Raw genomic sequence first — 25,882 nt, 5'->3', positions numbered from 1 at the left:
CAGCGACTTGACCATCAACGCCTCCGCTTCAGCACAAACATTGAATCTCTACAGGCCAGCATCCGCAAGCCAATTGAGTACGTAGCCTAAGCCACAACTATCTCGTGCTTCTCGCGAATCGGTATTTCGAGTCGGGAAAGCGCGCTACGACTCCGCCCTAGCGCGCGAGAAAAGCGGCCCGTTGCGATTCGGACAGTGGTCAGCGTGTCGAGCGTGTCGAGCGTTTCGAGGAGCACTACAGCCTCGGCGTCGACGGCCGCCCCCGTCGCACTGATGGCAACCGGTTGCGATTGCTTGAAAGCCACATCTGGGTATCCGCTGACACTAAAGTACCGTCCCCTGGAGTCCGTAGCCTTCCGCCCGCTTTCTCAGGCATTCGTTTGATGGATGTTGGAAGAAAGGCCTCAGGGCTGTACTAGGTCATTGATTAGCTGGTGACCCCTACGGGAATCGAACCCGTGTTTCAGCCGTGAGAGGGCCGCGTCCTGACCGCTAGACGAAGGGGCCATGCTAGCCGCGGCCGCCTCTATCCTGCTTCTGCGACGCAGGCAAGGCAAAGCTATCGCGTTGCCTGCGCGCGTGCCACGACGCTGCGGGCGCGGCCGTAGGCAAAATAGAATAGAACGCCGATCGCATTCCACATCGCGAAGCGGGTCAAGGTATGGGTCGGCAGGCTGGCGAGCAGGTAAAGGCAGCCGAGTACCGCCAGCGTGCCGACGACGAAGGGCTGCGGGCAGCGGAACACCCGCGGCAATTCGGGCTGGCGGCGGCGCAAGACCATCATGCACACGGCAACCGCGATGAAGGCGATCAGTGTGCCGGCATTGGCGAGTTCGGCGATCTCGTCGAGCCGGAAGAAGCCGGCGACAACCGCCACGAAAACGCCGGTGACGAGGGTGATCGTCGTCGGCGCGCCGGTGCGCGGTGAGACGGCGCTGAGGAAGCGCGGCAGCAGCCCGTCACGGGCCATGACGAAGAAGATCCGGCTCTGCCCGTACATCATGACGAGAATCACCGACGGCAGCGCGATGAGGGCGGCGAGGCCGATCGCCCAGGCGGCACCCGGATGGCCGAGCGTGCGCAGCACGAAGGCGAGCGGCTCGCCCGATGCGCCGATATCGAGATAGGAGACCGAACCGATCGCGGAGACCGCCACGAGCATATAGATGAGCGTGCAGACCGCCATCGAGCCGAGGATGCCGATGGTGAGGTCGCGTCCCGGATTCTTTGCTTCTTCGGCGGAGGTCGCGACGGCATCGAAGCCGTAGAAGGCGAAGAAGACGATCGCCGCGGCTGCCATGACGCCGCGCGTGGCCCCGCCCTCGACATGGCTGCCGAAGCCATAAGGCATGAATGGCGTGAATTTGTCGGCGTCGAAGAAGGGCATGGCCAGCACGACGAAAGCGGTGAGCGCGGTCAGCTTGATCGCGACGAGGATGATATTGAACGTCGCGCTTTCGCGCGTCCCGGCGATGAGCATGCCCGCGACGCCCAGCGAGACGAGCACGGCAGGCAGGTTGACGATACCGCCGGCGTGCGGTCCGGCGAGCAACAAGGCAGGTAATTCAACGCCGAGGGACTGAATCCAGCCGACCAGATAGGCCGACCATCCGACCGCAACGGTCGAGCAGGCGAGCGAATATTCGAGGATCAGGCTCCACCCGACGATCCACGCCAGCGTCTCGCCCAGCACCGAATAGGTATAGGCATAGGCACCCCCCGCGGTCGGGATCAGCGTCGCCATCTCGGCATAGGCGAGCGCGGCGCAGGCGCAGACCGCGCCGGCGATTGCGAAGGCCAAGATGACCGCCGGGCCGGCGCGGTCGGCGCCCACCCCGGTCAGCGTGTAGATGCCGGTGCCGACGATCGCCCCCACGCCGAGCGCGATCAGATGCGGCCAACTCAACGTCTTGCGCAGCCCGTGCGTTTCATCTTGCGCGCCGCCCATCGGCTTGCGCGGGCCCAGCCATCCCCCTGTCATATTCGTCCTCTCCTCCGATTTCGGCTGTCCTCACATGGACAGCGCGATCGGCTGCGGTCCGAAAATGGACGCAGAACTCAGCTTCCATCAAACTTGTAAACAGTATACGAAATGGCGCAAGTTCAAAAATAGGGTGGTTATGTCGATTGCAAATCCGAAGAAATAATGTCGGCATAGGGATGGGAAGCGGGCCTTGGTTTCTACAGTTCGTCATCCCGGGCCCGCGCTTTTCGTTAAGGGCGTGAGCGGTTTCGAGGTCATGGGGGCCCCGGATCAAGTCCGGGGTGACGATGAAAGGAACGGAAACTCCCGGCCGTCAGCAGTGATCCCGGCCGGGTCCGCGAAGAATATGATCGCAAAAGAACAAGGGCAATGACGATGGAAAATGACATGGTGACGATGGCGCTGGACGAGGTCGATCTTCTGGCGCGCCGGGTGCTGACGCGGCACGGGCTGCGCGGCGATCACGTCGATGCGGTGGCGCGGACGATCGTTGCCGGCGAGCGCGATGGGTGCGCGAGCCACGGTGTCTACCGGCTGCTCGTCGCGGTGAACACGCTGAAGTCGGGGAAAGTCGATCCGGCGGTCGAACCGGTGATCACCCGACCGGCGCCGGGGCTGGTCAGGGCCGATGCTGGCGGCGGCTTCGCGCAACTTGCGATCGAGCGCGCCCTGTCGGCGCTCGTCGACAGCGCCCGGACGAACGGCATTGCTGCGCTTGCGGTCAATCGCTGCATCCATTTCGCGGCGCTGTGGCCGGAAGTCGAAATGCTGGTCGAGCACGGACTTGTCGCGCTCGCGACGACGCCGAGCCACGCTTGGGTTGCGCCTGCGGGAGGCAGTCGGCCGCTGTTCGGGACCAATCCGATCGCTTTCGGCTGGCCGCGCCCGGACGCATCGCCGTTCGTATTCGATTTCGCGACCAGCGCGGCGGCGCGCGGCGAGATCGAACTCCACCGCCGCGCGGGCAATCCGATCCCGGCTGGCTGGGGAATAGATGCCGACGGGCATCCGACCACCGACGCGCAGGCGGCGCTCGACGGGGCGATGCTGACCTGGGGCGGATATAAGGGTTCGGCGCTGTCGACGATGGTCGAACTGATCGCCGGCCCGCTGATCGGCGACCTGACGAGCGCCGAGTCGATCGCGTGGGACGCCGGTGCGGGCGCCTCACCCTATGGCGGCGAGTTGATCGTGGCGATCGACCCCGCGGGATTTCTGGGTGCGGCGGCCGCCGGGCATCTCGCCCGCGCCGAAACATTATTCGACGCGCTCGCCGCGCAGGGAGCCCGGTTGCCAGGCGCACGGCGGCACGCAAACCGCAAGCTCAGCGTGGCGGAGGGCGTGCGCGTGCCGGCAGCATTGCATCGCGACATCATGGCGCTGCTCGAAGAGGAAGACGCCTGACGGGCGACGCATGCGTGCGGCGTGTCGCGCTCAGGCGTCGTCGCGATCGGCGGAAAACTGCCGCCGCAAATCGTCGATCGTGGTCTGGATATGCGCTTGTATGGCCGCGGAGACCGCGTCGCCGTCGCGATTGAGCCAGTGCCGCAGAATCGTCTGATGCTCTTCATTGGCGCGCTGGTCGCGGCCGAGCGGCTCAAGATGCTTGCGCACATAGCGCTCGCCGAGCACGTGCAGCCGTTCGAGCAGATGCGTCGTGATCGATTGCCCCGACGGCTGGATCAGCGCGAGATGGAAGGCGCGGTTGAACCGGCCGACATCCTCGCCATGCGCATCGGTGATTTTGTCGAGTTCATCATGGACAGCGATCGCATGCTGCCGTTCGGCGTCCGTCGCGCGTGCGGCGGCCAACGCGACCATCTCCGGCTCAAGCTTGACGCGCAGTGCATAGACTTCCTCGGCCTCGATCGCGCTCAGCGCGCGGACGAAATAGCCGCGGTTGGCCTGGCTGCGCACCAGCCCTTCCTGTTCCAGCCGGGTCAGCGCCTCGCGCAGCGGAATCTTGCTGATGCCCAGTTCGGCGGCAAGCGTGTCCTGGCGGATGGGTTGGTCGGGCGGGATCGTGCCGTTCAATATCCGATCGCGGACGAGGTCGACGAGCTGGTCGGCAAGATTGCGGACGATGAGATGGGTCATGGGTTTTGCTTCTCTGGCCCGCAGCATGAGATGATCTGCGTCTCTGCCGCACGCGAAGGCCGAGCGCAACTCATGTGAAGCGCGCCAGATCGAAAGGCGACAGGTCGATGGGCGTGCTTTCGCCATGGACGAGCGCGGCGACGGCTTCGCCGGTCGCCGCCGCGAGCGTCAACCCGAGATGCTGGTGGCCGAAGGCGTAGGCGACCGCGGGCTGCGCCGCGACCCGGCCGATCGCGGGAAGATAGTCGGACAGGGTCGGGCGCGCGCCGATCCATTCGCCGACCGGTGCGCCCATGCTCAGCCCGAGCGCGTCGACATGCGCGCGGAGCCGCGCCCATTTGCGGCGGTCGGGCGGATCGCCCGCGCGTGCGAACTCGACGAAGCTCGCGGCGCGCAGGCTGTGGGCGAAGCGGGTGACAATCATCGAGCGATCCTCGAACACCATCGGCGGCGCGTCGACCGGCCAATCGGTCTCGGCGCTTTCGATATGATAGCCGCGCTCGGCGATCAGCGGCACCCGGAAGCCGAGCGGCGCGAGCAGCGGCGCCGAGGCTGCGCCCGCCGCCACGAGCGCGAGGTCGGCGGTCAGTTCCGTGCCATCGTCGAGCGTCACCCGTGCGTCCGCATGACCGGTGAGGCCAACGGCGCGTGCGCGGCGCAAGCGTCCGCCGAGCGCGTGGAAACGCGCATGGAGCGCCTCGCCCAGCGCCGCGGGGTCGGTGATCTGCCCGCTCCCCCGGAAGCGGATCGCCCCGGCGAGCGGCACGCGCGAGCGGCGCTGCCATGCGTCGAGCTCGGCTGGCGGCACCGGCTCGAACCGCGTGGTGCCGATATCGGCCGCACGCCACCGGGCGAGACCGGCGGCGGCGGTGGCGGCGGTTTCCCACACGACGACATGTCCGTCCTCGCAGAGCAAGCCGGGGCTCCCGGCGTCGGCGAGCAGCCGCCGCCACGCCGGCATAGCCTCGGCCAGAATGGCGCCGAGTGCGGCCTTGCCATGAGCGAAGCGCGCCGGGGTGCTCGCGCGCGCAAGCTTCAGCGCGAAGGGCAGCCAAGTGGCGATGGCGCGCGGCGGCAAAGCCACGGCGCCGCCCCGAAAGAACAGCCGGCCGGGCACGCTGCGCAGCGCGGCGGGCGAGGCGAGCGGTTCGACCTGCTCGACCGCGATATGTCCGGCATTACCCCATGACGCTCCGCGCCACGCCTCGTCGGGCGCGACGAGCGTCGTCGCAACGCCGCGCCGCTGGAGCGCGAGCGCACTGGCGAGGCCGATGACGCCGTTGCCGATCACGATCACGCGGGCCGGAACCGGGGCGCGAGCCGGAATGGAAGCGGGTGTCGGCCTCATCCTGCGCTCGATCCTGGGCTTGATCTGGCGCTCAGGTGACGCTGAAGCCGGCCCAGAACGGGTCCTCCCGGTCGATCCAGATGGTGTTGATGCCCGTCGCGATCGCCGATCCCTCGATCGAGGGGATGATGCCGTCGATGCCGCCGATCTTGGCCGTGGCTTCGACGCGGCCGGTGAAGCGGCTGCCGATATAGCTTTCGTGGACGAACCGGTCGCCGACGGCCAAGCGCCCGGTCGCGACGAGATGCGCGAGCCGCGCCGAGGTGCCGGTACCGCACGGGCTGCGATCGATCGCGCGCTCGCCATAGAAGACGGCGTTGCGGCCATCGGCGCCGTCGCCCCGCGGCTTGTCGGCCCACAGCAGGTGGGTGACGCCGCGGATGCTGGACTCCACCGGGTGGACGGGCTCGTAGATCTCGCGGATCATCGCGCGAATTGTGCGGCTGAGTTCGATGATCCGCGCGGCGCCAAGGTCGTCGAGGCCGGTGTAGGCGCCCTGCGGTTCGACGATCGCGTAATAATTGCCGCCATAAGCGACGTCGATTGTCAGCGGGCCGAAACCCGGCACGTCGACCTTTATTCCATGCTCGGCGACATAGGCGGGGACGTTGCGGATGCGGACCGATCGCACCCGGTCGCCTTCGGTCTGATAGGTAATGTCGATCGTCCCCGCGGGCACTTCGACGACCAGCCGTCCGGGCTCGCGTGGGGTGATCAGGCCGTTCTCGAGCCCGAAGGTGATCATGCCGATCGTGCCGTGTCCGCACATCGGAAGGCAGCCGCTCGTTTCAATGAACAGGATGGCGGCGTCGGCATCGCCGCACGGCGGGTAAAGGAAGCCGCCCGACATCATGTCATGCCCGCGCGGCTCGAAACACAGCCCGGTCCGGATCCAGTCGAACCGGGCGAGGAAGTCGAGCCGGCGCTGCGCCATCGACGCGCCGCGCAGCAGCGGCGCGCCGCCCGCGACCAGCCGCACGGGGTTCCCCGCGGTATGGCCGTCGATGCAGAAGAAGCTGTGCCGCATCCGGATCCTCAGGCTGCGACGGGCGAGGAGAGGGTCGGGCGGGTGCGCGCGGCCTCTTCGACCATGGCAATGACCGCGGCGCGGCGTTCGCCGGTGAGCGGCAGGCGCGGCGGGCGCACACGTTCGGATCCCCGGCCCATGATCTCTTCGGCCAGCTTGATCGACTGGACCAGATCATGATCGGCATCGAGGTGGAGCAGCGGCATGAACCAGCGATAGATGCGCCGCGCTTCGTCCCAGTCGCCGCGGTCGACCGCGGCGATCAGCGCCACCGATTCCTGCGGGAAGGCGCTCGTCAGCCCCGATACCCATCCCGAAGCGCCGAGCATCAGCCCTTCGAGGGCGATGTCGTCGAGCCCGGCCATCACCGTGTAACGGTCACCATAACGATTGATGACGTCGGTAAAGCGGCGCGGATCGGGCGCGCTTTCCTTGATCGCCACGATCGTTTCGACATCGCGCAACGCATCGAGCGTCGCGAAATCGACGTTGACCCGGTAAGCGGGCGGATTGTTGTAGAGCATGACCGGCAGCGCGGTCGCCTCGGCAACCGTGCGGAAATGGGTGGCGAGTTCATGGCTCGTCGGAACATAGACCATCGCCGGAAGCACCATCAAGGCGTCGAGGCCGATTTTCTCGGCCTCCTTTGCATAGGCGACGGCACGGTGCGTGGTGAATTCCGAAACCCCGGTGACGAGCGGAACGCGTCCGCCGACGGCCTCGACCCCGGCGCGCAGCACCGCGAGCTTTTCGTCGGGATCGAGCGAATTATTCTCGCCGCAGGTGCCGAGCAGGATGAGCCCGGTGACGCCGTCATCGACGAGCGCGGTCAGCACGCGCTGCGTCGCGTCGATATCGATCGAACCGTCGGCGGAAAATTGCGTCGTCGCGGCCGGATAAACGCCGCGCCACAAATGGTCTTGATTTGTCACTGTACCTCCTGTCATATGCGTATCGTATACTATATAATTTAAGGCTTGCCAATCCGGATTCTCGGGCTCGCGCGGTTCGGCGTCGAAGGCGGAAAAAAGCGCCTGGCCAGCCAATCTTATCAAGAAAGGCAGATTTTCATGAAGCTAGCGCATCTGATCGACGGCAAATGGATCGCGGGAGACACGTCGTCCGCGAGCATCAACCCGTCGAACACCGACGAGGTCGTCGCGCATTATCCGCTGGGCGGCAGGGACGAGGTCGATGCCGCGGTCGCGGCGGCGCGGCGGGCCTTTGGCGGCTGGTCGTCGGCCTCGCCCGAGGTGCGGTCCGATCTGCTCGACCGGGTCGGCGCGGCGCTCATGGCGCGCGCGGCCGAAATCGGGGAATTGCTGGCGCGCGAGGAGGGCAAGACGCGCGCCGAGGCTACGGGTGAGGTCATGCGCGCCGCGCGTATCTTCAAATATTTTGCGGGCGAGGCGCTGCGCCGCCATGGCCGCACGCTCGAATCGACGCGGCCGGGGCTCGACGTCGAGGTCTGGCGCGAGGCGGTCGGCGTGGTCGGGCTGATCACGCCGTGGAACTTCCCCATCGCAATCCCGGCATGGAAGGCGGCGCCTGCGCTGGCCTTCGGCAACACGGTGGTGCTGAAACCGGCGCAGCACACGCCGGCCGTCGCCCATGCGCTGGCGACGATCATCCAGGAATGCGGAGCGCCGGCGGGTGTCTTCAATCTCGTGCTCGGTCATGGCGAGGTTGGCGCGGCGATCGCCGAACATGGTGATATCGATGCGATATCCTTCACCGGTTCGCAGGCGGTCGGGGCCAAGGTCGCGCAGGCGGCGGTGGGACGCGGGACGCGCGTGCAGCTTGAAATGGGCGGCAAGAACCCGCTGGTCGTGCTCGCCGACGCCGACCTCGACCGCGCCGTGGCGATCGCGCTCGACGGGGGTTTCTTCCAGACCGGCCAGCGCTGCACCGCGTCGAGCCGGGTGATCGTCGAGGATGCCGTCCACGACCGTTTCGTCGCCGCGCTCGCCGAGCGGGCTGCAACGCTGCGGGTCGGCGCCGCGCTCGATCCGGCGACCGAAGTCGGACCGGCATCGAACGCGCGCCAGCTCGAACAGAATCTGCGCTACGCCGGCATCGCGGTGGCCGAAGGCGGGCGGCTGGTAACGGGCGGAGAGGCGCTGCGCCTCGACACGCCAGGCTATTATATGCGCCCCGCGCTCATCGCCGACACCGCGCCCGGCATGCGGATCAACAGCGAGGAGGTGTTCGGCCCGCTCGTCTCGACGATCCGGGTGAAAGATTATGACGAGGCGCTGGCGGTCGCCAACCAGGGTGAATTCGGCTTGTCGGCGGGCATCGTCACGACCAGCCTGCCGCGCGCACGCCACTTCCGCCGCAACATCCGCGCCGGCATGGTGATGGTCAATCTGCCGACCGCGGGGGTCGATTATCATGTGCCGTTCGGCGGTACCCGCGGGTCGAGCTATGGCCCGCGCGAACAGGGCTTCGCCGCGGTCGATTTCTACACGCAGATGAAGACTGTCTATGTCGGCGATTGACCTGGCCAATGGCCGCTCGGCGCGCTTATCCGCGCATTATTGCGATTTCGCAGGCGCTGCGGACGGGCCTTCGCGCTCGCCCTACGCGCAGATTTCCTCGCCCTCTGGCCGAGCATTATTGCGTTGCTTCGGGCTTGATCGCTCACCCATTTTAGAAAGGCGGACCTCCATGCGGAACCGTGACCAAGAATTGAAAACGACGGACAGCGGCAGCCGGTTTCGCCAAGCCAAGCCGCGCCGACGACCAGAGGGGGCAGGGATGAAGATCGCCGCATTGCTTTCGGGGTTGCTGCTCGCAACAGCCGTGATTGCCGCGCCCGCCGCGGCGCAAGACGGCGGGCCCGAGGCGCGTCCGATCTACAATCGCGACCAGTGGCTGCCGAAATCGGTGCCGACGTCGGACGACGTGCTGCGCATCCCGATGCCCGCCGATTATAATGCGCCCAAGGGATCGTTCGTGTTGGTCGGCGGCCGGCTGTTCGACGGCACCGGCAAGCCGGCGCGTCCGGCGACGGTGGTCGTTCAGGGCAAGTCGATTACGGCGGTGCTGAACCCGGGCGACAAGAATTGGCCGGCCGATGCGGTGGTGTATGACGTCACCGGCAAGACCGTCATGCCGGGGCTGATCGACCTGCACAGCCATCTGACCTTCATGGAAGGCGCCGATGCGGCGAGCGTCTATTCGACCGCGAACATGAGCGGCGCTGAATCGGTGATGCGCGGCGTCAAGCGCATGGGCGTCTATCTCGAATCGGGGGTGACCAGCGTGCGCGATGTTGCGTCGCACGGCGACGCGCCTTTCGTGCTCAAGCGGCTGCAGGCGACGGGCGAACTGCCCGGGCCGCGCATCATGGCGGCGGGCCAGCTAATCACTCAGACCGGCGGCCATGGCGCGCTGCACACCTTCCAGCCGGGCTATCCCGAAATCCACGACCAGAATCCCAATTCGATGGTCCGCGTCGCGTCGGGCCCCGACCAGTGGCGCGAAGCGGTGCGCATCCAGTTCGCCAAGGGCGCCGACCTGATCAAGCTCGCCAGCGAATATTCGCAGGCGGAAATCACCGCCGCGGTCGACGAAGCGCACTCGCTCGGGCTGCCGGTGACGGTCGACAGCGAAACCCAATATATCGACATGGCGATCAAGGCCGGCGTCGACTCGATCGAGCATCCGCTGCCGCGCAGCGATGCGGCCGTAGCCCTGATGGCGAAACGCGGTATCGCGTCGGTACCGACGCTGGTCGCCTATCGCGTCATCATGCGCGGCAGCGGCGGCTATTTCGGTTCGACCTCGCGCCGCTTCGAACTCAACGAGGCGGTCAACGAGAATATGGTCGCCAAGATGCGCCGCGCGGGGGTGAAGATGGGGATCGGGCTCGACGTCGTCGCCCTTGCCGGGACGGACTTTCTGCCCGGATCCTATATCGACGAACTCGAATCCTTCCATCGCATCGGCTTCACCAAGGCCGAGGCGCTGGTCGCGGCGACGAAGACGGGCGCCGAAATCATGCATATGGGCGACCGGCTGGGGACGATCGAGGCGGGCAAGCTGGCCGACATCATCGTCGTCGACGGCAATCCCGACGAGGATTTCGCGGCGCTGCGCAAGGTGCAGACCGCCTTCGTCAACGGCAGGCTGATGCTCCAGGACGGCCGTATCTACAAAGCCGCGCACGAAGAAGTGCCGATGCCGGCGGTGAAATAAATGATCGCGGGGGCGAACCGGGCCGGATCGCGCTCAGGCGCCGCCGCCATGGCCCAGCGCGGCCATGGCGGCGGCGATGATCGGCGCGCGCCATTCGCGCTGCAGCCCCATCGTCACCGCAAGCCGTGCCGAGAAATTGGCGCCCGACAAGGCCGTGAAAGCGCGCGCCAACCGGTCGAGATCGGGATCGGCAAGGTCGACCCCCAGCGACGCCACGACCTCGAGACCGAGATCGGCAAAGCGTGGGTCGCGCTTTGCGCCCTCGCTTTCCAACTGCTCGCCTTCGCGCGCCAATTGCTGGGCGAACGCTGCCATGCCGGGCGATTCGAATGTGCTGTCGACGACATTCTCGACGAGCGCTCGGTCGCGGTCGATGCCGGCGGTGAAATTCGTGAGGTTGGCGATCCGTTCGCGGGTCAGCGTTTCGTACCGGCCGATGACCGCATCGAACAGCGCCTTCTTGCTGGGATAGTGGTGGAGCAAGCCCGCCTTCGAATATTGCAGCGCGTCGGCAATCTGCTGGATCGACGCGCGGGCAAAGCCGTGGCGGCCGAACACGCCGGCAGCGCAATCCAATATTTCGGCGTCGATTTCGGCTCGGGTCGGTCTTCGCATGGTCGCTTCCTAGCATGGCCGCGTTCGCGCCGGTCAATCTTCGATCGCCGTCCGACCCGGTCCCGTTTCACAAAAAACTTGTAACAGTCCATTTTGGTTGGTAACCGACCATATTGGTCGGAAATTGAATAAGCCGCGCCGGACGGGGGCGTCAACCCGTCTTCAGATGAATTTTCAGGAGACAGACATTGCTGCAATTGAACGGTGTTGAGCATGTGTACCCGAACGGCACGCGCGCGCTCGACGGGGTGACGATGTCGATCGGCAAGGGGATGTTCGGGCTTTTGGGCCCGAACGGTGCCGGCAAATCATCGCTGATGCGGACGATCGCGACCTTGCAGACGCCGACCGCGGGCGACATCCGCTTCGGCGATATCGACGTGCTCGCCGAACCGACCCGGTTGCGCGCGACGCTGGGTTATCTGCCGCAGGATTTCGGCGTCTATCCGCGCGTCTCGGCCTATGACCTGCTCGACCATATGGCGTCGCTGAAGGGGGTGGTGAACACCGCCGACCGCAAGGCGACCGTCGAGACGCTGCTCAACCAGACCAATTTGTGGAACGTCCGGACCAAGGCGGTTGCGGGCTTTTCGGGCGGCATGCGCCAGCGCTTCGGCATCGCGCAGGCGCTGATCGGCAACCCCGAGCTGATCATCGTCGACGAACCCACCGCCGGCCTCGATCCCGAGGAGCGCAACCGCTTCTACAACCTGCTCGTCGAGATCGGCGAGAATGTCGTGGTGATCCTGTCGACCCATATCGTCGAAGACGTCGCCGACCTGTGCCCGCGCATGGCGGTGCTCGCCGGCGGCCGCATCCAGGTCGAGGGTGCGCCACTCGACCTGATCGAACGCAGCCGCGGTACGATTTGGGCCAAGACGATCGAACGCGACCGGCTGGCCGAGGTACAGGCATCGCACGAGGTCATCTCGACGCGCCTGCTTTCGGGCAGCACCATCGTCCATGTCCTGTCGGACAAGGATCCGGGCAATGGCTTCGTGCCGGTCGAGGGGGCGCTCGAAGACGTCTATCTGTCGACTCTCAACCGCTCGCGTCGCGCCGCCGCCGCCAAAGCCGCTTAAGGGGCCATCCGATGTTCGCCACGATCGCGCGCTTCGAACTGCGCTACCAGTTTCGCAACCCGGTCTTCTGGGTCGCGACCATCATGTTCTTCCTGCTGACGCTCGGCTGGACATCGGTCGAATCAATCCGCCCCGTCGGCGGCAACATCCATACCAATGCGCCGACCGGGATCGCGCAGGTCCTCTTGACCATGTCGATGTTCTTCATGTTTGTCACGACCGCGTTCGTCGGCAACGTGGTGGTGCGCGACGACGAGACCGGTTTCGGCAGCATCATCCGGTCGACCAAGGTCGGCAAGCTGCCCTATCTGTTCGGACGTTTCACCGGCGCCTTCCTCGGCGCCGCAGTCGCGTTCCTGGCGGTGCCGCTGGCGCTGTGGCTCGGCACCTTTATGCCGTGGGTGAACCCCGACCTCATCGGGCCGAACCGGCTGCAGGATTATGTCTTCGCCTATTTCGTCATCGCGCTGCCCAATGTCCTCATCACCTCGGCGATCTTCTTTGCGATCGCCAGCTGGACGCGGTCGGTGACCTACAGCTATCTTGCGGTCATCGTCTCGATGTTCGCTTATTTCGCGCTCACCGCGATGATGCGCAAAATGCCCGACGTATCGCTCGCGGCCTATTTCGAGCCGTTCGGTTCGGTCGCCTATGGTCTGGGCGTGCGGTACCTGACGCCGATTCAGCAGAATACGCAGGCGCTGGAGCTGACCGGCATGCTGGCGAGCCACCGGCTGCTGTGGATCGCGATCTCGGTCGCGATCGTCGGCTTTGTCGTCTGGCGCTTCCGCTTCGCCGCGCGCGGCGCGTCGAAGGCCAGCGCGAAGCGCGACGCGGCGCATCAGCAGAAGCTTGCCGCGATCCAGCCGGTGCTGGTCGATCGCCTGCCCGAAAACACGCCCGAACGCGGCGCGTGGCATCAGCTCGTCACGCGCACGCGGCTCGAGATGAAACTCGTGTTCAAGAGCCCCGCCTTCTGGGTGCTCGCGCTGATCGGGTCGATCAACCTGATGCTGACGCTGATGCTCGCCGGCCGCATGTACGACGTGCCGATCTGGCCGCGGACCTATGCGATCATCGACACGGTGCGCGGCGGCTCGACGCTGATCACGCTCCTCATGGCGATCTATTTCTCGGGCGAAGTGGTCTGGCGTGAACGCGAACGCCGGATCAGCGAGATCGTCGATGCGACGCCGCTGCCCAACTGGGTCTTCCTCGTTTCCAAGCTTGCCGGTGTGGTCGGCGTGTTGTTCGCCCTCAGCGTGCTGGCGGTGCTGCTGCAGGCGGTCGCCTATCAGTTCGTGCGCGGCGTTACCGATGTCGAACTCGGCCAGTGGCTGATGTGGTTCGTCATTCCGAGCGCGCTCTATGTCATCCACCTGTCGGTGCTGGCGATCGTCGCACAGGCGGTCAGCCCGAATAAGTTCGTCGGCTGGGGCATCATGCTCCTCTACCTCATCTCGACGATCGTCTTCGCCGGGCTCGGTTTCGATCATCCGCTGATCAACTATGGCGATGCGCCGATGCCGTTGTCGGAAATGAACGGCAACGACTATATGGGCGCCACCGCCTGGTGGCTGAGCGCTTACTGGACGGCGTTCGCTGCGGTCCTCGTCGTGATCGGCCACCTGATGTGGCGCCGCGGCACCGCGGTTACGCTCGGCGGTCAGTGGCGTACGCTGCCGCTGCGCTTGCGCGGCGCCCCGCTCGCCTATCTGTCGGTGGCGCTTGCCGTTACCGTCGGCATCGGCACGCTGCTCTTCTACAACATGAACATCGTCAACACGCGCTTCGACGAGGACGAGATGGAAGCGCATACGGCGCAGTACGAGAAGGATTACGCCAAATATCTCGACCAGCCCGAGCCTGCGCTGAAGGACGTCAAGCTCAACGTCGACCTGCGGCCGACGAAGCGGTGGGTGCAATTCGACGGCGAGTATCGCTTTGCCAACGAAACCGACAAGCCGATCGAATTGCTTCATGTCCGCATGGGCGTGCCGGATTCGATGGCGCACGTCGAGGCGATGAACGTCCCCGGTGCGAAGCTGATCAAGGAAGATGTGAACAATCTCCACAAGATCTACCGTTTCGACCGGCCGTTGCAGCCGGGCGCGAGCGGCACGCTGACCTTCCGTACCGTGATGGCGCAGCGCGGGCTCAAGTCACTGCCCAGCAACAAGCAATATTGGGAAATCGACGTCCAGCCGGCGAAGAACGGCGCCTATCTCACCAATCTCGGCTTCGCGCCGGCGCTGGGGATGAGCCGCAACAATTTCCTGCAGGGCAGCAACCTGCGCAGGAAATACGGGCTGCCGCCCGAAACGCCGACGCCGTCGCTCGACGACAAGCGGGCGGTCATGCGCAGCTATGCCGGGGTCGACCGGATCAATACTGACGTGACGGTTGCGACCGACGCCGACCAGACACTGATCGTGACTGGCGAGGAAGTGTCGAACAAGGTCGTGGGGAACCGCCGCATCGCGCGCTTCGTCTCGCCGATCCCGACGCTCAACTTCATCACGATCCAGTCGGGCCGCTATGCGGTCAAGTCGATCGACGTCGATGGGGTGAAGCTCAGCGTCTATTATCATCCGAAGCATCCGATGAACGTCGATCGCATGCTCGGCGTGGTGAAGGACGCGCTGCAATATTATCAGAAGAACTGGGGACCCTATCAGTATAAATATTTCCGGGTCATCGAGCGTCCGGACTATCAGGGTACCGCCAACTCGGCACCGGGTACCGTGGGCTATTCGGAGCGTTTCGGCTTCACCGGCGACTTCCGCAATCCGAAGGATGTCGATTATCTCGCCTTCGTCACCGCGCACGAGTTCGGCCATCAATACTGGTTCCACCAAGTGATGCCGGGCGACGTCGAGGGCGCTGAAATCCTCACCGAGACGCCGTCGCAATTCGGCGGGATCATGGTGATGAAGCATCGCTACGGTCATGACGGGATGCGTCGCTTCCTGCAGTTCGAGCAGAACGACTATCTCGCCGGCCGCCGTGCCGAAAAGACCGAGGAGCGCCCGCTCGCGCTGGTGAAGAAGCAGGGGTATATCCACTATTACAAGGGTTCGGTGGTCATGTACCTGCTGCAGGACCGGTTCGGCGAGGAACGGGTTAACGCGGCGCTGCGGTCGGTGATCGACCGCTACCGCTTCAAGCCCGCGCCGTTTGCCCGGTCGGTCGACTATGTGAACGCGATGATGAGCATGGCGCGCACGCCGGCCGAGCGCGAGCTGATCAATGATCTGTTCTATCGCATCACGCTCTATGATCTCAGGGCCAAGAGCGCGACCGTCCGCAAGCTGCCGAACGGCCAGTATGAAACGACGATCACCGTCCATGCCGGCAAGGTCTATGCCGACGGCAAGGGCAACGAGAAGGCGGCACCGTTTGCCGAACCGCTCGATATCGGGGTGTTCAGCGCGAACCCGGCCGACCTGGCCTTCGGAAGCGGGAATGTCCTGTCGATGAAGCGCGTACCGATCCGGTCGGGTGAGCAGAAGGTCCGGTTCGTCACCAAGCAGAAGCCAGCTTTTGCCGGGGTCGATTCCTACCTGACCTACATCGATCGCAACGTGAACGACAATGTCGTCGCGGTGGCGAACGCCGGTAGCTGAGGTGGTGGCGCCCGCCCGCCCGTCCGGCTTGCGTCGGACGGGCGGGCGGGCGGCGGTTTCTTCGGGCGGCCGCCCCGCTCGCCTTCCTGCTTGCTGCCTTCCCGGCAAGTGCGGCCGGGGCGCAGGACCGGGCGGCCGATGCCGGCCGGCTTACCGCCGAGGTGTCGGTTCCCAACAGCCGCCAGATCGAGCTCGGGTCGAAGGTTAACGGCGGGCGCTATACGATCAACATCGCGCTGCCCTTCGCCGACCGGCCCGCGAAGGGATTTGCTGTCGTCTATGCCTTCGACGGCTATATCGCGTTCTCGAGCGTTGCCGAGGCGGCGCGCGCCGCTCCGAAAGCGACGCCGTTGGTCGTCGTCAGCATCGGCTATCCGCAGGACGAAAGCTGGACCGAAAGCGTCCTCAAGACCAAGCGCCCGCTGCAGGCGACTTATGAGGGCGTCGCCGGCTGGCGCGTCGCGCCGAGTTACCGGCGCCTTTACGACCTGTCGCTGCCGGTCGCCCCCGGGCCCGATCTCGATGCGCTGAACGCGATGGGACTCCCGGCGCTGAGCGCCGGCGACATCGGCGGGCTCGACGACCTGTTGCAGATCATCGAGCAGGAGGTGAAGCCGCTCGTACGCGGGATCGTGCCGGTCGATGCGGACAAGGAAGTGCTGTTCGGGCATTCGCTCGGCGGAATGGCGGTCGTCCATGCCGCGTTCGTCAACCCCGATGCCTATGACGTGTTTATCGCATCGAGCCCGTCGAACTGGTGGAACAACCGGCAGGTGCTGCAGGACGAGGCGGCCTTCACCGCCGCCGTCCGCGCGGGAAAGGCGGCGCCGCGTATCCTGTCACCGTCGGCAGCAAGGAAGCGGGCCCCGACCCGTCGCCGCCGATATGGTCGCCCGAGGCGCAGGCGGCGTGGGACAGCGCCGGCATGGTCCGCAACGCACACGAACTCGCCAACCGGCTGCGTGCGCTGCCCGGGCGGCCGGGATATGAAGTCGAATATGCGCGCTTCGACAAGGTCGGTCACCGGCTCGCGATCTGGGCGGCGCTGGCGCGCGGTATCGATTTCGCATTCGGTCTCGAATGAGGAATTGGGGGAAGCAAGCGTGAACCGGCGTGAATATCTTCTGTCCGCGGCATCGGCGCTCGTACTGGCCGCGGCCTCCGGCGTGCGCCGCAACGGGTGAGGCGAAGGCCACCTACAGCCCGCAGATCAACTATCGCATCCGTAGGCCCGTGGGGGCATGATCAGGTGCGCAAGCCCGAGGCCGAATTCTTCGGGATCAAGGTCGGGCAGAACAGCTGCGGACCGAGAAGCTGATCGATGGCACGGCACCGCGCCGTTACGACTTCGATCGCTTCGCCTTCGTCTCGCGACTGATCCGGGCGGGCAATCGGCTGCGGCTGGTCCTGCGGGCGAACCAGAGCGTCGCGTGGCAGCGCAACTATAACAGCGGCAAGCCGGTGGCCGACGAGACGATGGCCGACGCGCGCACCGTCACGGTGCGGCTGTTCCGCGACGCCGCGCACCCCAGCGCTCTCAGCGTCCCGGTCGCCCAGCCCGAAGGCTGACGCACTATTCCGGGTCGGGCACGGCGAAGCGCAGCCCGCGCATCAGGGCGGCGGGAATGACGCTGCTGTGATCTTCATCGTCGTAGATGACGTGCGCGACGCCGGTCAGCCCGGCTTCGCGCAGGGCGGCGGTGAATTCGGGCACGGCATCGACCATCCGCGACGCGGTGACGATCGCCTGCACCTGTTCGAGCGACATGGCCATGCCCGCCGGGACCTTGGCCGGCATCTCCTGCTCCTTCGCGCCGACGCCGATCAGCGCGCGCGGCTGGCGATCGAGCCGGGCGAGGCGCTCGGCGAAAGCGGCGAGATGGCCGAGGATCGCAAAGCCGTCCCACCATAAGGACGGACTATTCGCGAGGAAGGTCGAAAAGGCGTCGGGACGGGTGAGCAGCGCATAAGCGGTGAACAGGCCGCCAAGCGAGTGGCCGAAGAGGATGCGGTTGCTGGCCGACGCCTCGGGATAGCGCCGCGCGATCTCGGGCGCGAGGATCAGGGTGAGGAAATCGAGGAAAGCATCGGCGCCGCCGTCGCTGTCGCCGATGAAGCTCGTCATGTCGCCCAGCGCTTCGCGGCCCGCCTCGCTGAGCGGCGGGGTGAGGTCGGCGGTGCGCAGCTTGGCAAATTCGGCGAAATCGGCGCCATAGCCGATGCCGACCACCATCGCGGTGGGCAGCATGCCGGCCACGCCGCGCAGCCGCGCAATCTCGGCGGCGAGCGCGAAACCGATATCGGCATCGAGCACGAAAAGCACCGGCACGTCGCCGCCTTCGGGCGAATGGGCGGGGCGCGAAACGCTGATCTGGAAATGGCCGGTTCCGCGCGGATGCGGCAATTCGAACCGGTCGACCTGGGCCTGGATGGAGAAGCTCATGAAGAATGCCTTCCTGGGGGGTGAGGGACGATATCAGGCCGTGTGTGCGGCGGCGCCTTCGCGCAGCGCGCGATAGATGAATTCCTGTGCGACGATTTCGGGCGGGCGCAGGTCGGTCTGGATCCGCTGGCGATGCGTCATGCCGATGCACAATATGTCATGCTCGGGATCGATCCAGAACCAGGTGCCAAAGGCGCCGCCCCATTCATAGGTGCCCGTGCCCACCGGCCGCCCGGCGCGCGCGGGATCGAGGCAGACCATGCCGTTCAGGCCGTGACCGTTCCCCTGGCCGATCGCATAGTGAAGGATCGGATAGCGGTTTTCGAGCAGGCCGTCGGGCAGGTGGTTCGCGAGCATCAATGCGACGCTCTCGGGCTTCAATATCCGCGCTTCGCCCAGCGTGCCGCGCTGGAGCAGCATGCGCGCGAAGCGGGCATAGTCCTGAGCGGTCGACTTGAACGAGGTGCCGCCCATCGGAAAGATCGATTCCATCCGCTCTTCGGGCGTCGCGGCGCGCAGCCGGCCCGTTTCCGGGTCGAGGACATGCCCGCAGACCAGCCGCCGCGTCCGGTCGTAATCGAGCGTGAAGCCGGTATCGGTCATGCCGAGCGGGTCGAACACGCGCTTCTTGAGGAACAGGTCGTATCGCTCGCCGCTCAGCCGTTCGACGATCTCGGCCTGCAGGTCGGTGGCGACGCTATATTCCCACGCGGTGCCGGGTTCATATCCCAGTGGGATCGCTGCATAGCGCCCGATCTGCTCGGTCAGCGAGCGCGCATCGTGCCATTTGAGCTTCTGGACGTTCGCCTGCATCTCCTCGACCGTCCTGCCCAGGCTGAAGCCCGCGCTGTGCGTGAAAAGCTCGCGGATCGTCGGCGGCCGCGTTGCCCCGCTGCCCGGAAGGCTCGCGATATCGCGGAATTCGGGAAGATAGTCGGCGACGCTGTCGTCGAACTGCCACTTCCCCTCCTCGTGGAGCAGCAGCATCGCGACCGCCGCCAGCGGCTTGCTCATCGAAAAGAGGGTGAAGATCGCATCGGCCGTGAGCGGCCGCCGGTCGCGGCAATCGGCGAAGCCGGTGACATGGCCGCGAACGACCTTGTCGCCGCGCACCAGCAGCATCACATGCCCGGGAAGCTCGCCATTGGCGACCATCGTGTCGAAATAGGCGTCGAGTTCGGCGAGCACGGCGCCTGAAAAGCCCGCCTCCGCCGCGGTGGCTGACCCGAATTGATATGCCGGCATAATTCTCTCCCAATCGCCCCGGACCATAGGCTGCGAGGCCGACTCGCACTTTCCCGAAGCTCGTCACATTTCACCACAGGAAAGTATGGAAACCGATTTTGGTCAAGCCCTTCTTGTAGTGTTGCGCATATATTATGCTGGCTATGGGAGCGGTTCGTGTGAGGCCGACCTTGTTCCGGTGCGGAATTCAGGGGTTTCCTATGCCACGGAAGCGCGCTCAAAAAGAGCGATTGACAGATTTGTGAAAATAAGTTTCCTTAAAGGAAATATGGAAAGTGCCGAGGCGGCGCGGACATCCGGGAGGGAATGATGATAAATCGGACGATCGTTGCGCTTTTGTTGGCAGCAACCGCGATGCCGACGGGGGCATGGGCGCAGAACGAAGTTCAAGGGGGTGAGGCGCCGGGCAGCGAAGCCCCGGCCGACAACAGCGCGAACGACGGCAGCGGCGACATCATCGTTACTGCGAACAAGCGCCCCGAACGTCAGCTCGACGTGCCGAGCGCGATTTCCGCCTTTCGCGGCAGCGACCTGCTCGACGCTGGCTACACCAGCCTCAAGGATTATCTGGCGCTAACCCCCGGGGTTCAGGTCAGCCAGGTCGGTGGCGGCGGTACGCCGGTCATTCGCGGGCTGACGACGGGCACCAATCTCGGCGCGATTGTCGGGATCGTGATCGACGGCGCGCCTGTCGGCCCCAGTTCGTCGTTCAACCTCGGCGGCGCCAATTCGACGGACCTCGACCCGATCGATCTCGAACGCGTCGAGGTGCTGAAGGGGCCGCAGGGGACGCTCTATGGTGCCAACACGCTCGGCGGCCTCGTCTCCTACACCTTCGCGCGGCCCAGCCTTACCGAGGTCACCGCGATCGCACGTGGCGAACTCAGCGGGACGCAGCACGGCGGCACCGGCTATTCGGTCCGCGCCGCGGCCAGCGCGCCGGTCGTCCGCGACATGCTGGGGCTTCGCGTATCGGGTTATATCGATCGTCCATCGGGTTTCATCGACAACGGCGTGGCGGGTGTCAGCGACTTCAACCGCCAGCGCAACTGGGGCATCAACGGATCGCTGCGTTTCGAACCCTCGCCCGATCTCAGCATCAATATCGTCGGTTTCCACCAGCGGGTGAACCAGCCCGGGCAGGATTATATCGTCTATGGCGCCGATCGCAAACCGCTGACCGGCGATCTGAAATATGACCAGCAACTCTACAACCGCTATCGCAAGACATCCGACGTCCTGATCGGCACGATCGATTATGATCTGGGTTTCGGCAGCCTGACGTCGGTCACCAGCTATCAGAAGATCAACGCCAGCATCGTCCTCAACGCGCTGCCGTTCAACACCACCCTGCCTTTCCTGACCCTGTTCGGGGGCGAGCCGGTCCCCGCGGGAACGGCCGCTGCAGCTGACGCTTTGGGGCCGATCAAGAAATTTTCGCAGGAACTGCGCCTCGCCTCGTCGGGCGACGGGCCGCTGCAATATGTCTTTGGCGCCTTCTACACCCATGAGCGCGCCCGGACCTCGACCAACGTCACCGGCTATGACGCGAATTTCGTCGCGGTGCCGACGCTCGATCCCGCGATCGGCTTTGGCGTCAACGACACCTATGAAGAGATCGCCGGCTTCGGCAATCTGACGTACAAGATCGGCGAGAGCCTCGACCTGACCGGAGGGCTGCGCGTCGGGCGCATCCGCCAGAGCTATAACCAGACCTTTTATGGCAGCGATGCCGAGGCCTTCAACGCCTTCCTGCTGTTCTCCGGCCTGCCCGCCGTTCCTGCCGACACCGGGACGACGCGCGGTTCGGAAACGGTGAAGACCTATCTGCTCACCGCACGCTATCATTTCTCGCCCGACGGCATGGTCTATGCGCGCTACGCGACCGGCTTCCGCCCCGGCGGGCCGAACTTTGCGGTTCCCGGTCTCCCCGCCAGCTTCAAATCGGATTCGACCGAGAATTTCGAAGGCGGGGTGAAGAGCAAATTCTGGGACGGCAAGGCGACGATCGACATCTCCGCCTTCTACATGCGCTGGAAGGATATCCTGATCCAGGTCAGCAGCGGCGGGCTCAACGCCTATACCAATGGCGGCAATGCGCGCGTCTACGGCGTCGAGGGTTCGCTTTCACTGCGGCCGGTCGACGGGCTGACGCTGGCCGGGACGCTGTCATACAATGACGGCAAGATCACGCGCATCGACCCGCTGGCGGCGGCATCGGTCGGCGTCGGCGACCCGTTGCCGAACAGCCCGAAGTGGAGCGGGTCGCTCGCGCTCGATTATCGCACCCCGGTGTCGGGCGACTGGACCGCGGTCGTCGGCGCGACTGCCAAGTTCGTCGGCCAGCGCCACACAGCGCTGCTGTCGAGTCTCGTCAATCCCGACTATCTGTTGCCGGGCTATGCGCTGTTCGATGCGCGCGCGGGGTTCGAAAGCGACCATGTCGACATCAGCCTGTTCGTCCGCAACCTGACCGACAAGCGTGCACAGCTCAGCGGAACCGGCGCGAACGGGATCAACGAAGTGATCGTGCAGCGGCCGCGGACGATCGGCGTCGCGGTGACGTTCAAATATTGAACAGGCAAACATTGAGCTGGGGCGCCGCCTTGTCTTTCGAAATGAAAATTCGCCCTTTCTGCTTGCGCGGGCGGGCCCTCCTTGGCCATGTCGGTCCGCGCTGCGGCGGCGGTGCACAGACGGGCCGGCATCTGATTCGGCAGCGCGGCGCGACGATCGGTGCAGGGCAGGAATTTTCGAGGGACAATGCGCGAAAAGACGGGACGCAGGGACGAATTGGCGAGCAGCCGGCTGCGCGTCGGCGCGGCGATTCGCGAACGGCGGCTGGCGGCGGGACTGTCGCTCGCCGAACTCGCCGATCGCATAGGCGTCGCCCTGTCGACCATGTCGAAGATCGAAAATGGCAAGATTTCGACCAGCTTCGAACGGCTCGACAGCGTCAGCCGCGCGCTGCAGGCCGACATCACCGAATTCCTCGGCACCGCGGTGCCGATGGCGATGCAGCAGTCATCGGCTTACGGTATGCGGCGCAGCATCACGCGGCCCGAGGATGGGACGATGGTCGACGCCGGTTCCTATCTCGAATGGTTCCACGCCTCCGACATGCTCCAGAAACGCTTTCAGCCGGTCGTTGCCGAACTGCTGATCGAGGATGTCGCCGAATATGGCGCCTTCACCCAGCACAGCGGCGAGGAATTCAACTATGTCCTCGAAGGCGAGATGGAGTTTCACACCGAAATCTATGCGCCGGTCCGGTTGACGGCGGGTTCGAGCATCTATTTCGATGCCGAAATGAAGCATGCGCATGTCCGGGTCGGCAGCAGCTCGTGCCGGATTCTCGCCATCCTCTGCCCGCGTATGGAGCCGCTCGGCGCCGCGTCGCCCGACCGCCGGTCGATGCGGATCGTCGATCCGCACGGCAAGGCATCGGCGCCCGTCGCGGACAAATAGCCGGCGCCGCCCCGTTCGCCCGCCGTGAGGCGGCGGCCGCGATCCGTGCGCGCGGGAAGGGGTAACCCAGTGGCCGCGCTCTCGAACGCTTTCAACATCGCCGACGTCCAGGCGCTCGCCGGCCGCGCGCTGCCGCTGCCGATCCGCCACTATCTCGAAGGCGGCGCCGACGACGAATGGACGCTGGCGCGTAACCGTGCGGCGTTCGGCGAATGGGTGCTGGCGCAGCGCACCCTCGTCGACGTCGGCCATGTCGATCCCGGCACCGATTTGCTGGGTTTCGACGTCGCGATGCCGCTGATGCTGTCGCCCACCGGCATGTCGCAGCTGTTCCATGCTGCAGGCGAAACGGCGGTCGCGCGCGCGGCGGCAGGGGCAGGGATCGCATACGGCCTGTCGACGATGGCGACGACGTCGATCGAGGCGATCGCCGCGACCGGGGTCCAGCGCTATTTCCAGCTCTATCTGTTCCGCGACCGCGGGCTCACCCGCGCGCTGCTCGAACGCGCCGCGGCGCACGGCTATGGCGCGCTCTGCCTGACCGTCGACACCGCGATCGCGGGCAACCGCGAACGCGACCTGCGCAGCGGGATGATCATGCCGCCGCGCTTCTCACCCGGCAGCCTGCTCAGCTTGGCCGTTCATCCGCGCTGGTCGTTCGGGGCGCTGAAGAACCGCTCGTTCCGCCTTGCTAACGTCGCCGACTATGTCGGCGATATCGCAAACGGGGGTACCAGCGTGATCGATTATGTGAATGCGCAGTTCGACCGGACCGCGACGTGGCAGGATGTCGAATGGCTGCGCGGCCAATGGCCGGGCAAGCTGGTGATCAAGGGGGCGATGATGCCGGGCGACTGCCATGAGGCGATCGCGCGCGGTGCCGACGCGATCATGGTGTCGAACCATGGCGGCCGCCAGCTCGACACCGTGGGCGCGCCGCTCGACTATCTGCCCGCGATCCGCGACCGGATCGGGGGCACCGGGCAGTTGATCGTCGACGGCGGGGCGCGCCGCGGCACCGACGTGCTGAAGGCGATCGCGCTCGGCGCTAACGGCTGCTCGATCGGCCGGCCCTATCTCTATGGGCTTGCCGCTGGCGGCGAGGCGGGAGTCGCGCGCGTGTTGTCGATTTTCCGGAGCGAGATCGAACGCGACATGGCGCTGATGGGGCGTACGCGCATCGCCGATATCACGCCCGCCGACGTCCACCACCTCTCAGCCTTCCGCTCGAAACCTGGCGAACGGAGCCACATCTTCCCTTGATGACAGGATTTTTGCCATGACGAGCTGGAGCAGCATCGACATCACGACTGGTGCTGAAACCGCGCCAACCCTGGTTTTCGCGTCCGAAGACGCCATCCATGCCCCCGACGCCCTCCGTGACCGCATCGCGTCGATCATTGCGGCGGCGGGTTTCGAGCCGAAGCCGGGGCGCTGGCTCGACATCGTCGGTGACGGCGAGGCGGGCGGACGGATCGTGGTGGTCGCGGTCGGCGCGGGCGACAGCGAGGATCGCTGGCGGGGCGCCGGCGGCCATGCCGTCGAGTCGATGCGCGGGCTGATGCTCGCCGCCGCGCGCCTGCCGTCGGCGGCCGAACTCGGCATCGGCGATGCGCTCGGCGACTTGTGCGAAGGCGTGTTGCTGCACGGCTTCCGGCTCGATCAGGGGCGCCGCGATGCCGTCCCCGGGCAATTCGCCTCGACCTTGCTGGTTTCCGGGCGCGATGCCGCGCTGGTCGAGCAGGCCCGCCACCGGGCCGACCCTGTCAACCGCGCCCGCGCGTGGGTCGAGCAGCCCGCGAACAGGCTGACTCCGGCGGTTTTTGCCGACGAGGCGGCAGAGGCGCTGGCGCCGTTCGGCGTGCGGGTACGCCAGTTGGGTCTCGCCGAGCTCGAAGCGCTCGGCGCCGGCGGCATCCTCGCCGTCGCCGCGGGCAGCGCCAACGAGCCGCGGCTGACGATCGCCGAATGGCGCGGCGCGCCCGATCACGACGGCTGGGATGCGGCGTTCGTCGGCAAGGGGCTGACCTTCGATGCCGGCGGCCTTAACCTCAAGCCGCGGCCGGGCATCGCGAAGATGAAGTTCGATATGGCGGGCGGCGCGGCGGTGCTTGGCGCGGTCGAGCGGCTGGCGCGGCGCCGGGCGCCGGTCAACATCGTCGCCGTCGTTCCGATGTGCGAGAATAATATCGACGGAAAATCCTACCGCCCCGGCGATGTCATCACGTCGCTGTCGGGGCTGACGATCGAGGTGCAGGACACTGACGCCGAGGGGCGGATCGTCCTCGCCGACGCCATCACCTATGCGATCCGCGAATATGATCCCGGCGTCATCGTCGACGTCGCCACCCTGACGGGAGCGATCATGGGGGTGTTGCACGAGGATTTTGCCGGACTGTTCACCAGCGACGATGCGCTGGCGGACGGCCTCACCCGCGCCGGTGCGGCGACGCATGAGCCGCTCTGGCGGCTGCCGCTCACCCGCTCGATGGCCTATCTGGTCGAATCGCCGGTCGCCGATGTCTCCAACCTCGGCGCACCGGGATGGTTCGGCGCCGGCGGCGGGTCGCCCGTCGCGGGGGCGAAGTTCATCGAAAAATTCGCGGACGGCCGCCGCTGGGCGCACCTCGATATCGCCGGCACCGGCTGGGCGACACGGCGGTCGTCGCGCTGCGGCCCCGGCGCGACCGGCTTCGGGGTTGCGCTTCTCGATCGCTGGGCCGATCTGGCGGCGGAAGGGTGAT

The 25,882-nt window shown here is 65.9% G+C and carries 19 protein-coding genes and 1 tRNA gene; 10 read left to right on the top strand and 10 right to left on the bottom strand.

Features of this window, described 5'->3' with window-relative positions:
- Positions 1 to 432 precede the first annotated feature (432 nt).
- Together FHR22_RS16965 and FHR22_RS16960 are read right to left on the bottom strand one after the other, a co-directional pair.
- Positions 433 to 507 (bottom strand) — tRNA-Glu (locus FHR22_RS16965).
- 52 nt (positions 508 to 559) lie between these two features.
- The gene (locus tag FHR22_RS16960) at positions 560 to 1,981 is read right to left on the bottom strand and encodes an amino acid permease (protein ID WP_166944878.1); all 1,422 of its coding nucleotides are present in this window, start codon (positions 1,979 to 1,981) and stop codon (positions 560 to 562) included.
- Positions 1,982 to 2,353: 372 nt separating this feature from the next.
- Here FHR22_RS16960 and FHR22_RS16955 point away from each other — a divergent pair, with 372 nt between their 5' ends.
- Complete coding sequence (locus FHR22_RS16955; RefSeq protein ID WP_208417770.1) at positions 2,354 to 3,388, top strand: Ldh family oxidoreductase; 1,035 nt, start codon at positions 2,354 to 2,356, stop codon at positions 3,386 to 3,388.
- 30 nt (positions 3,389 to 3,418) lie between these two features.
- On the opposite strand, the gene FHR22_RS16950 is transcribed toward FHR22_RS16955, so the two are convergent.
- From FHR22_RS16950 to FHR22_RS16935, 4 genes are all read right to left on the bottom strand, one after another.
- Entirely contained in the window at positions 3,419 to 4,081 is a 663-nt protein-coding gene (locus FHR22_RS16950) for a GntR family transcriptional regulator (protein ID WP_166944877.1), read from the bottom strand.
- A gap of 70 nt (positions 4,082 to 4,151) precedes the next feature.
- Complete coding sequence (locus FHR22_RS16945) at positions 4,152 to 5,429, bottom strand: NAD(P)/FAD-dependent oxidoreductase (protein WP_166944876.1); 1,278 nt, start codon at positions 5,427 to 5,429, stop codon at positions 4,152 to 4,154.
- Between the two features lie 31 nt (positions 5,430 to 5,460).
- Positions 5,461 to 6,456, bottom strand: a complete 996-nt coding sequence (locus FHR22_RS16940) for a 4-hydroxyproline epimerase (protein ID WP_166944875.1) — start codon at positions 6,454 to 6,456, stop codon at positions 5,461 to 5,463.
- Positions 6,457 to 6,464: 8 nt separating this feature from the next.
- Complete coding sequence (locus FHR22_RS16935; RefSeq protein ID WP_341786679.1) at positions 6,465 to 7,388, bottom strand: dihydrodipicolinate synthase family protein; 924 nt, start codon at positions 7,386 to 7,388, stop codon at positions 6,465 to 6,467.
- A gap of 138 nt (positions 7,389 to 7,526) precedes the next feature.
- On the opposite strand from FHR22_RS16935, the gene FHR22_RS16930 reads away from it, so the two are divergent.
- Entirely contained in the window at positions 7,527 to 8,957 is a 1,431-nt protein-coding gene (locus tag FHR22_RS16930) for an aldehyde dehydrogenase family protein (RefSeq protein ID WP_166944873.1), read from the top strand.
- 259 nt (positions 8,958 to 9,216) lie between these two features.
- Positions 9,217 to 10,659 carry an amidohydrolase family protein gene (locus FHR22_RS16925; RefSeq protein WP_166944872.1) on the top strand — a complete coding sequence of 481 codons (1,443 nt, stop codon included), beginning with the start codon at positions 9,217 to 9,219 and terminating at the stop codon, positions 10,657 to 10,659.
- 33 nt (positions 10,660 to 10,692) lie between these two features.
- On the opposite strand, the gene FHR22_RS16920 is transcribed toward FHR22_RS16925, so the two are convergent.
- On the bottom strand, positions 10,693 to 11,274 hold the full coding sequence (locus FHR22_RS16920; RefSeq protein ID WP_166944871.1) for a TetR/AcrR family transcriptional regulator: 582 nt from the start codon (positions 11,272 to 11,274) through the stop codon (positions 10,693 to 10,695).
- A 188-nt stretch (positions 11,275 to 11,462) separates the two neighbouring features.
- On the opposite strand from FHR22_RS16920, the gene FHR22_RS16915 reads away from it, so the two are divergent.
- The 3 genes from FHR22_RS16915 to FHR22_RS22700 all read left to right on the top strand — a co-directional run bounded on the left by FHR22_RS16915 (position 11,463) and on the right by FHR22_RS22700 (position 17,166).
- Positions 11,463 to 12,356, top strand: coding sequence for an ABC transporter ATP-binding protein (locus tag FHR22_RS16915; protein WP_166944870.1), 894 nt, complete (start codon positions 11,463 to 11,465; stop codon positions 12,354 to 12,356).
- 11 nt (positions 12,357 to 12,367) lie between these two features.
- Positions 12,368 to 15,982, top strand: a complete 3,615-nt coding sequence (locus tag FHR22_RS16910; protein ID WP_166944869.1) for an ABC transporter permease/M1 family aminopeptidase — start codon at positions 12,368 to 12,370, stop codon at positions 15,980 to 15,982.
- Between the two features lie 161 nt (positions 15,983 to 16,143).
- Complete coding sequence (locus FHR22_RS22700) at positions 16,144 to 17,166, top strand: alpha/beta hydrolase-fold protein (RefSeq protein WP_166944868.1); 1,023 nt, start codon at positions 16,144 to 16,146, stop codon at positions 17,164 to 17,166.
- Between the two features lie 61 nt (positions 17,167 to 17,227).
- Here FHR22_RS22700 and FHR22_RS16900 read toward each other — a convergent pair whose 3' ends face one another.
- From FHR22_RS16900 to FHR22_RS16890, 3 genes are read right to left on the bottom strand one after another with little or no spacing between them, the layout of a single operon-like run.
- Entirely contained in the window at positions 17,228 to 17,509 is a 282-nt protein-coding gene (locus tag FHR22_RS16900; protein WP_166944867.1) for a hypothetical protein, read from the bottom strand.
- A gap of 46 nt (positions 17,510 to 17,555) precedes the next feature.
- Positions 17,556 to 18,425: an alpha/beta hydrolase gene (locus FHR22_RS16895; RefSeq protein WP_166944866.1), complete on the bottom strand. Its 870-nt coding sequence runs from the start codon at positions 18,423 to 18,425 to the stop codon at positions 17,556 to 17,558.
- 33 nt (positions 18,426 to 18,458) lie between these two features.
- Positions 18,459 to 19,670: a serine hydrolase domain-containing protein gene (locus tag FHR22_RS16890; protein WP_166944865.1), complete on the bottom strand. Its 1,212-nt coding sequence runs from the start codon at positions 19,668 to 19,670 to the stop codon at positions 18,459 to 18,461.
- A 309-nt stretch (positions 19,671 to 19,979) separates the two neighbouring features.
- Between FHR22_RS16890 and FHR22_RS16885 the strand changes: the two genes are divergently transcribed.
- The 4 genes from FHR22_RS16885 (at position 19,980) to FHR22_RS16870 (ending at position 25,881) form a co-directional block, all read left to right on the top strand.
- A complete protein-coding gene (locus FHR22_RS16885) occupies positions 19,980 to 22,247 on the top strand; it encodes a TonB-dependent receptor (protein WP_208417769.1) in 2,268 nt (755 codons plus the stop codon).
- A 186-nt stretch (positions 22,248 to 22,433) separates the two neighbouring features.
- Positions 22,434 to 23,138, top strand: coding sequence for a helix-turn-helix domain-containing protein (locus FHR22_RS16880; protein WP_166944863.1), 705 nt, complete (start codon positions 22,434 to 22,436; stop codon positions 23,136 to 23,138).
- 69 nt (positions 23,139 to 23,207) lie between these two features.
- A complete protein-coding gene (locus tag FHR22_RS16875) occupies positions 23,208 to 24,401 on the top strand; it encodes an alpha-hydroxy-acid oxidizing protein (protein ID WP_166944862.1) in 1,194 nt (397 codons plus the stop codon).
- A 16-nt stretch (positions 24,402 to 24,417) separates the two neighbouring features.
- Positions 24,418 to 25,881 (top strand): leucyl aminopeptidase family protein, encoded by a 1,464-nt coding sequence (locus tag FHR22_RS16870; RefSeq protein WP_166944861.1) that lies wholly within the window; start codon positions 24,418 to 24,420, stop codon positions 25,879 to 25,881.
- Position 25,882: the final 1 nt, after the last annotated feature.

The organism is Sphingopyxis panaciterrae (genome assembly GCF_011762125.1).
GTDB lineage: Bacteria > Pseudomonadota > Alphaproteobacteria > Sphingomonadales > Sphingomonadaceae > Sphingopyxis > Sphingopyxis panaciterrae.
The sequence above is the reverse complement of the archived record's forward strand: the minus strand, read 5'-3'. Positions and strand labels throughout refer to the sequence as shown.

Bases quoted from the DNA above. Each gene is read 5' to 3' on its own strand.
- FHR22_RS16960 (WP_166944878.1), bottom strand. From the start codon at position 1,981: ATGACAGGGGGATGGCTGGGCCCGCGCAAGCCGATGGGCGGCGCGCAA.
- FHR22_RS16955 (WP_208417770.1), top strand. From the start codon at position 2,354: ATGACGATGGAAAATGACATGGTGACGATGGCGCTGGACGAGGTCGAT.
- FHR22_RS16950 (WP_166944877.1), bottom strand. From the start codon at position 4,081: ATGACCCATCTCATCGTCCGCAATCTTGCCGACCAGCTCGTCGACCTC.
- FHR22_RS16945 (WP_166944876.1), bottom strand. From the start codon at position 5,429: ATGAGGCCGACACCCGCTTCCATTCCGGCTCGCGCCCCGGTTCCGGCC.
- FHR22_RS16940 (WP_166944875.1), bottom strand. From the start codon at position 6,456: ATGCGGCACAGCTTCTTCTGCATCGACGGCCATACCGCGGGGAACCCC.
- FHR22_RS16930 (WP_166944873.1), top strand. From the start codon at position 7,527: ATGAAGCTAGCGCATCTGATCGACGGCAAATGGATCGCGGGAGACACG.
- FHR22_RS16925 (WP_166944872.1), top strand. From the start codon at position 9,217: ATGAAGATCGCCGCATTGCTTTCGGGGTTGCTGCTCGCAACAGCCGTG.
- FHR22_RS16920 (WP_166944871.1), bottom strand. From the start codon at position 11,274: ATGCGAAGACCGACCCGAGCCGAAATCGACGCCGAAATATTGGATTGC.
- FHR22_RS16910 (WP_166944869.1), top strand. From the start codon at position 12,368: ATGTTCGCCACGATCGCGCGCTTCGAACTGCGCTACCAGTTTCGCAAC.
- FHR22_RS16895 (WP_166944866.1), bottom strand. From the start codon at position 18,425: ATGAGCTTCTCCATCCAGGCCCAGGTCGACCGGTTCGAATTGCCGCAT.
- FHR22_RS16890 (WP_166944865.1), bottom strand. From the start codon at position 19,670: ATGCCGGCATATCAATTCGGGTCAGCCACCGCGGCGGAGGCGGGCTTT.
- FHR22_RS16885 (WP_208417769.1), top strand. From the start codon at position 19,980: ATGATAAATCGGACGATCGTTGCGCTTTTGTTGGCAGCAACCGCGATG.
- FHR22_RS16880 (WP_166944863.1), top strand. From the start codon at position 22,434: ATGCGCGAAAAGACGGGACGCAGGGACGAATTGGCGAGCAGCCGGCTG.
- FHR22_RS16870 (WP_166944861.1), top strand. From the start codon at position 24,418: ATGACGAGCTGGAGCAGCATCGACATCACGACTGGTGCTGAAACCGCG.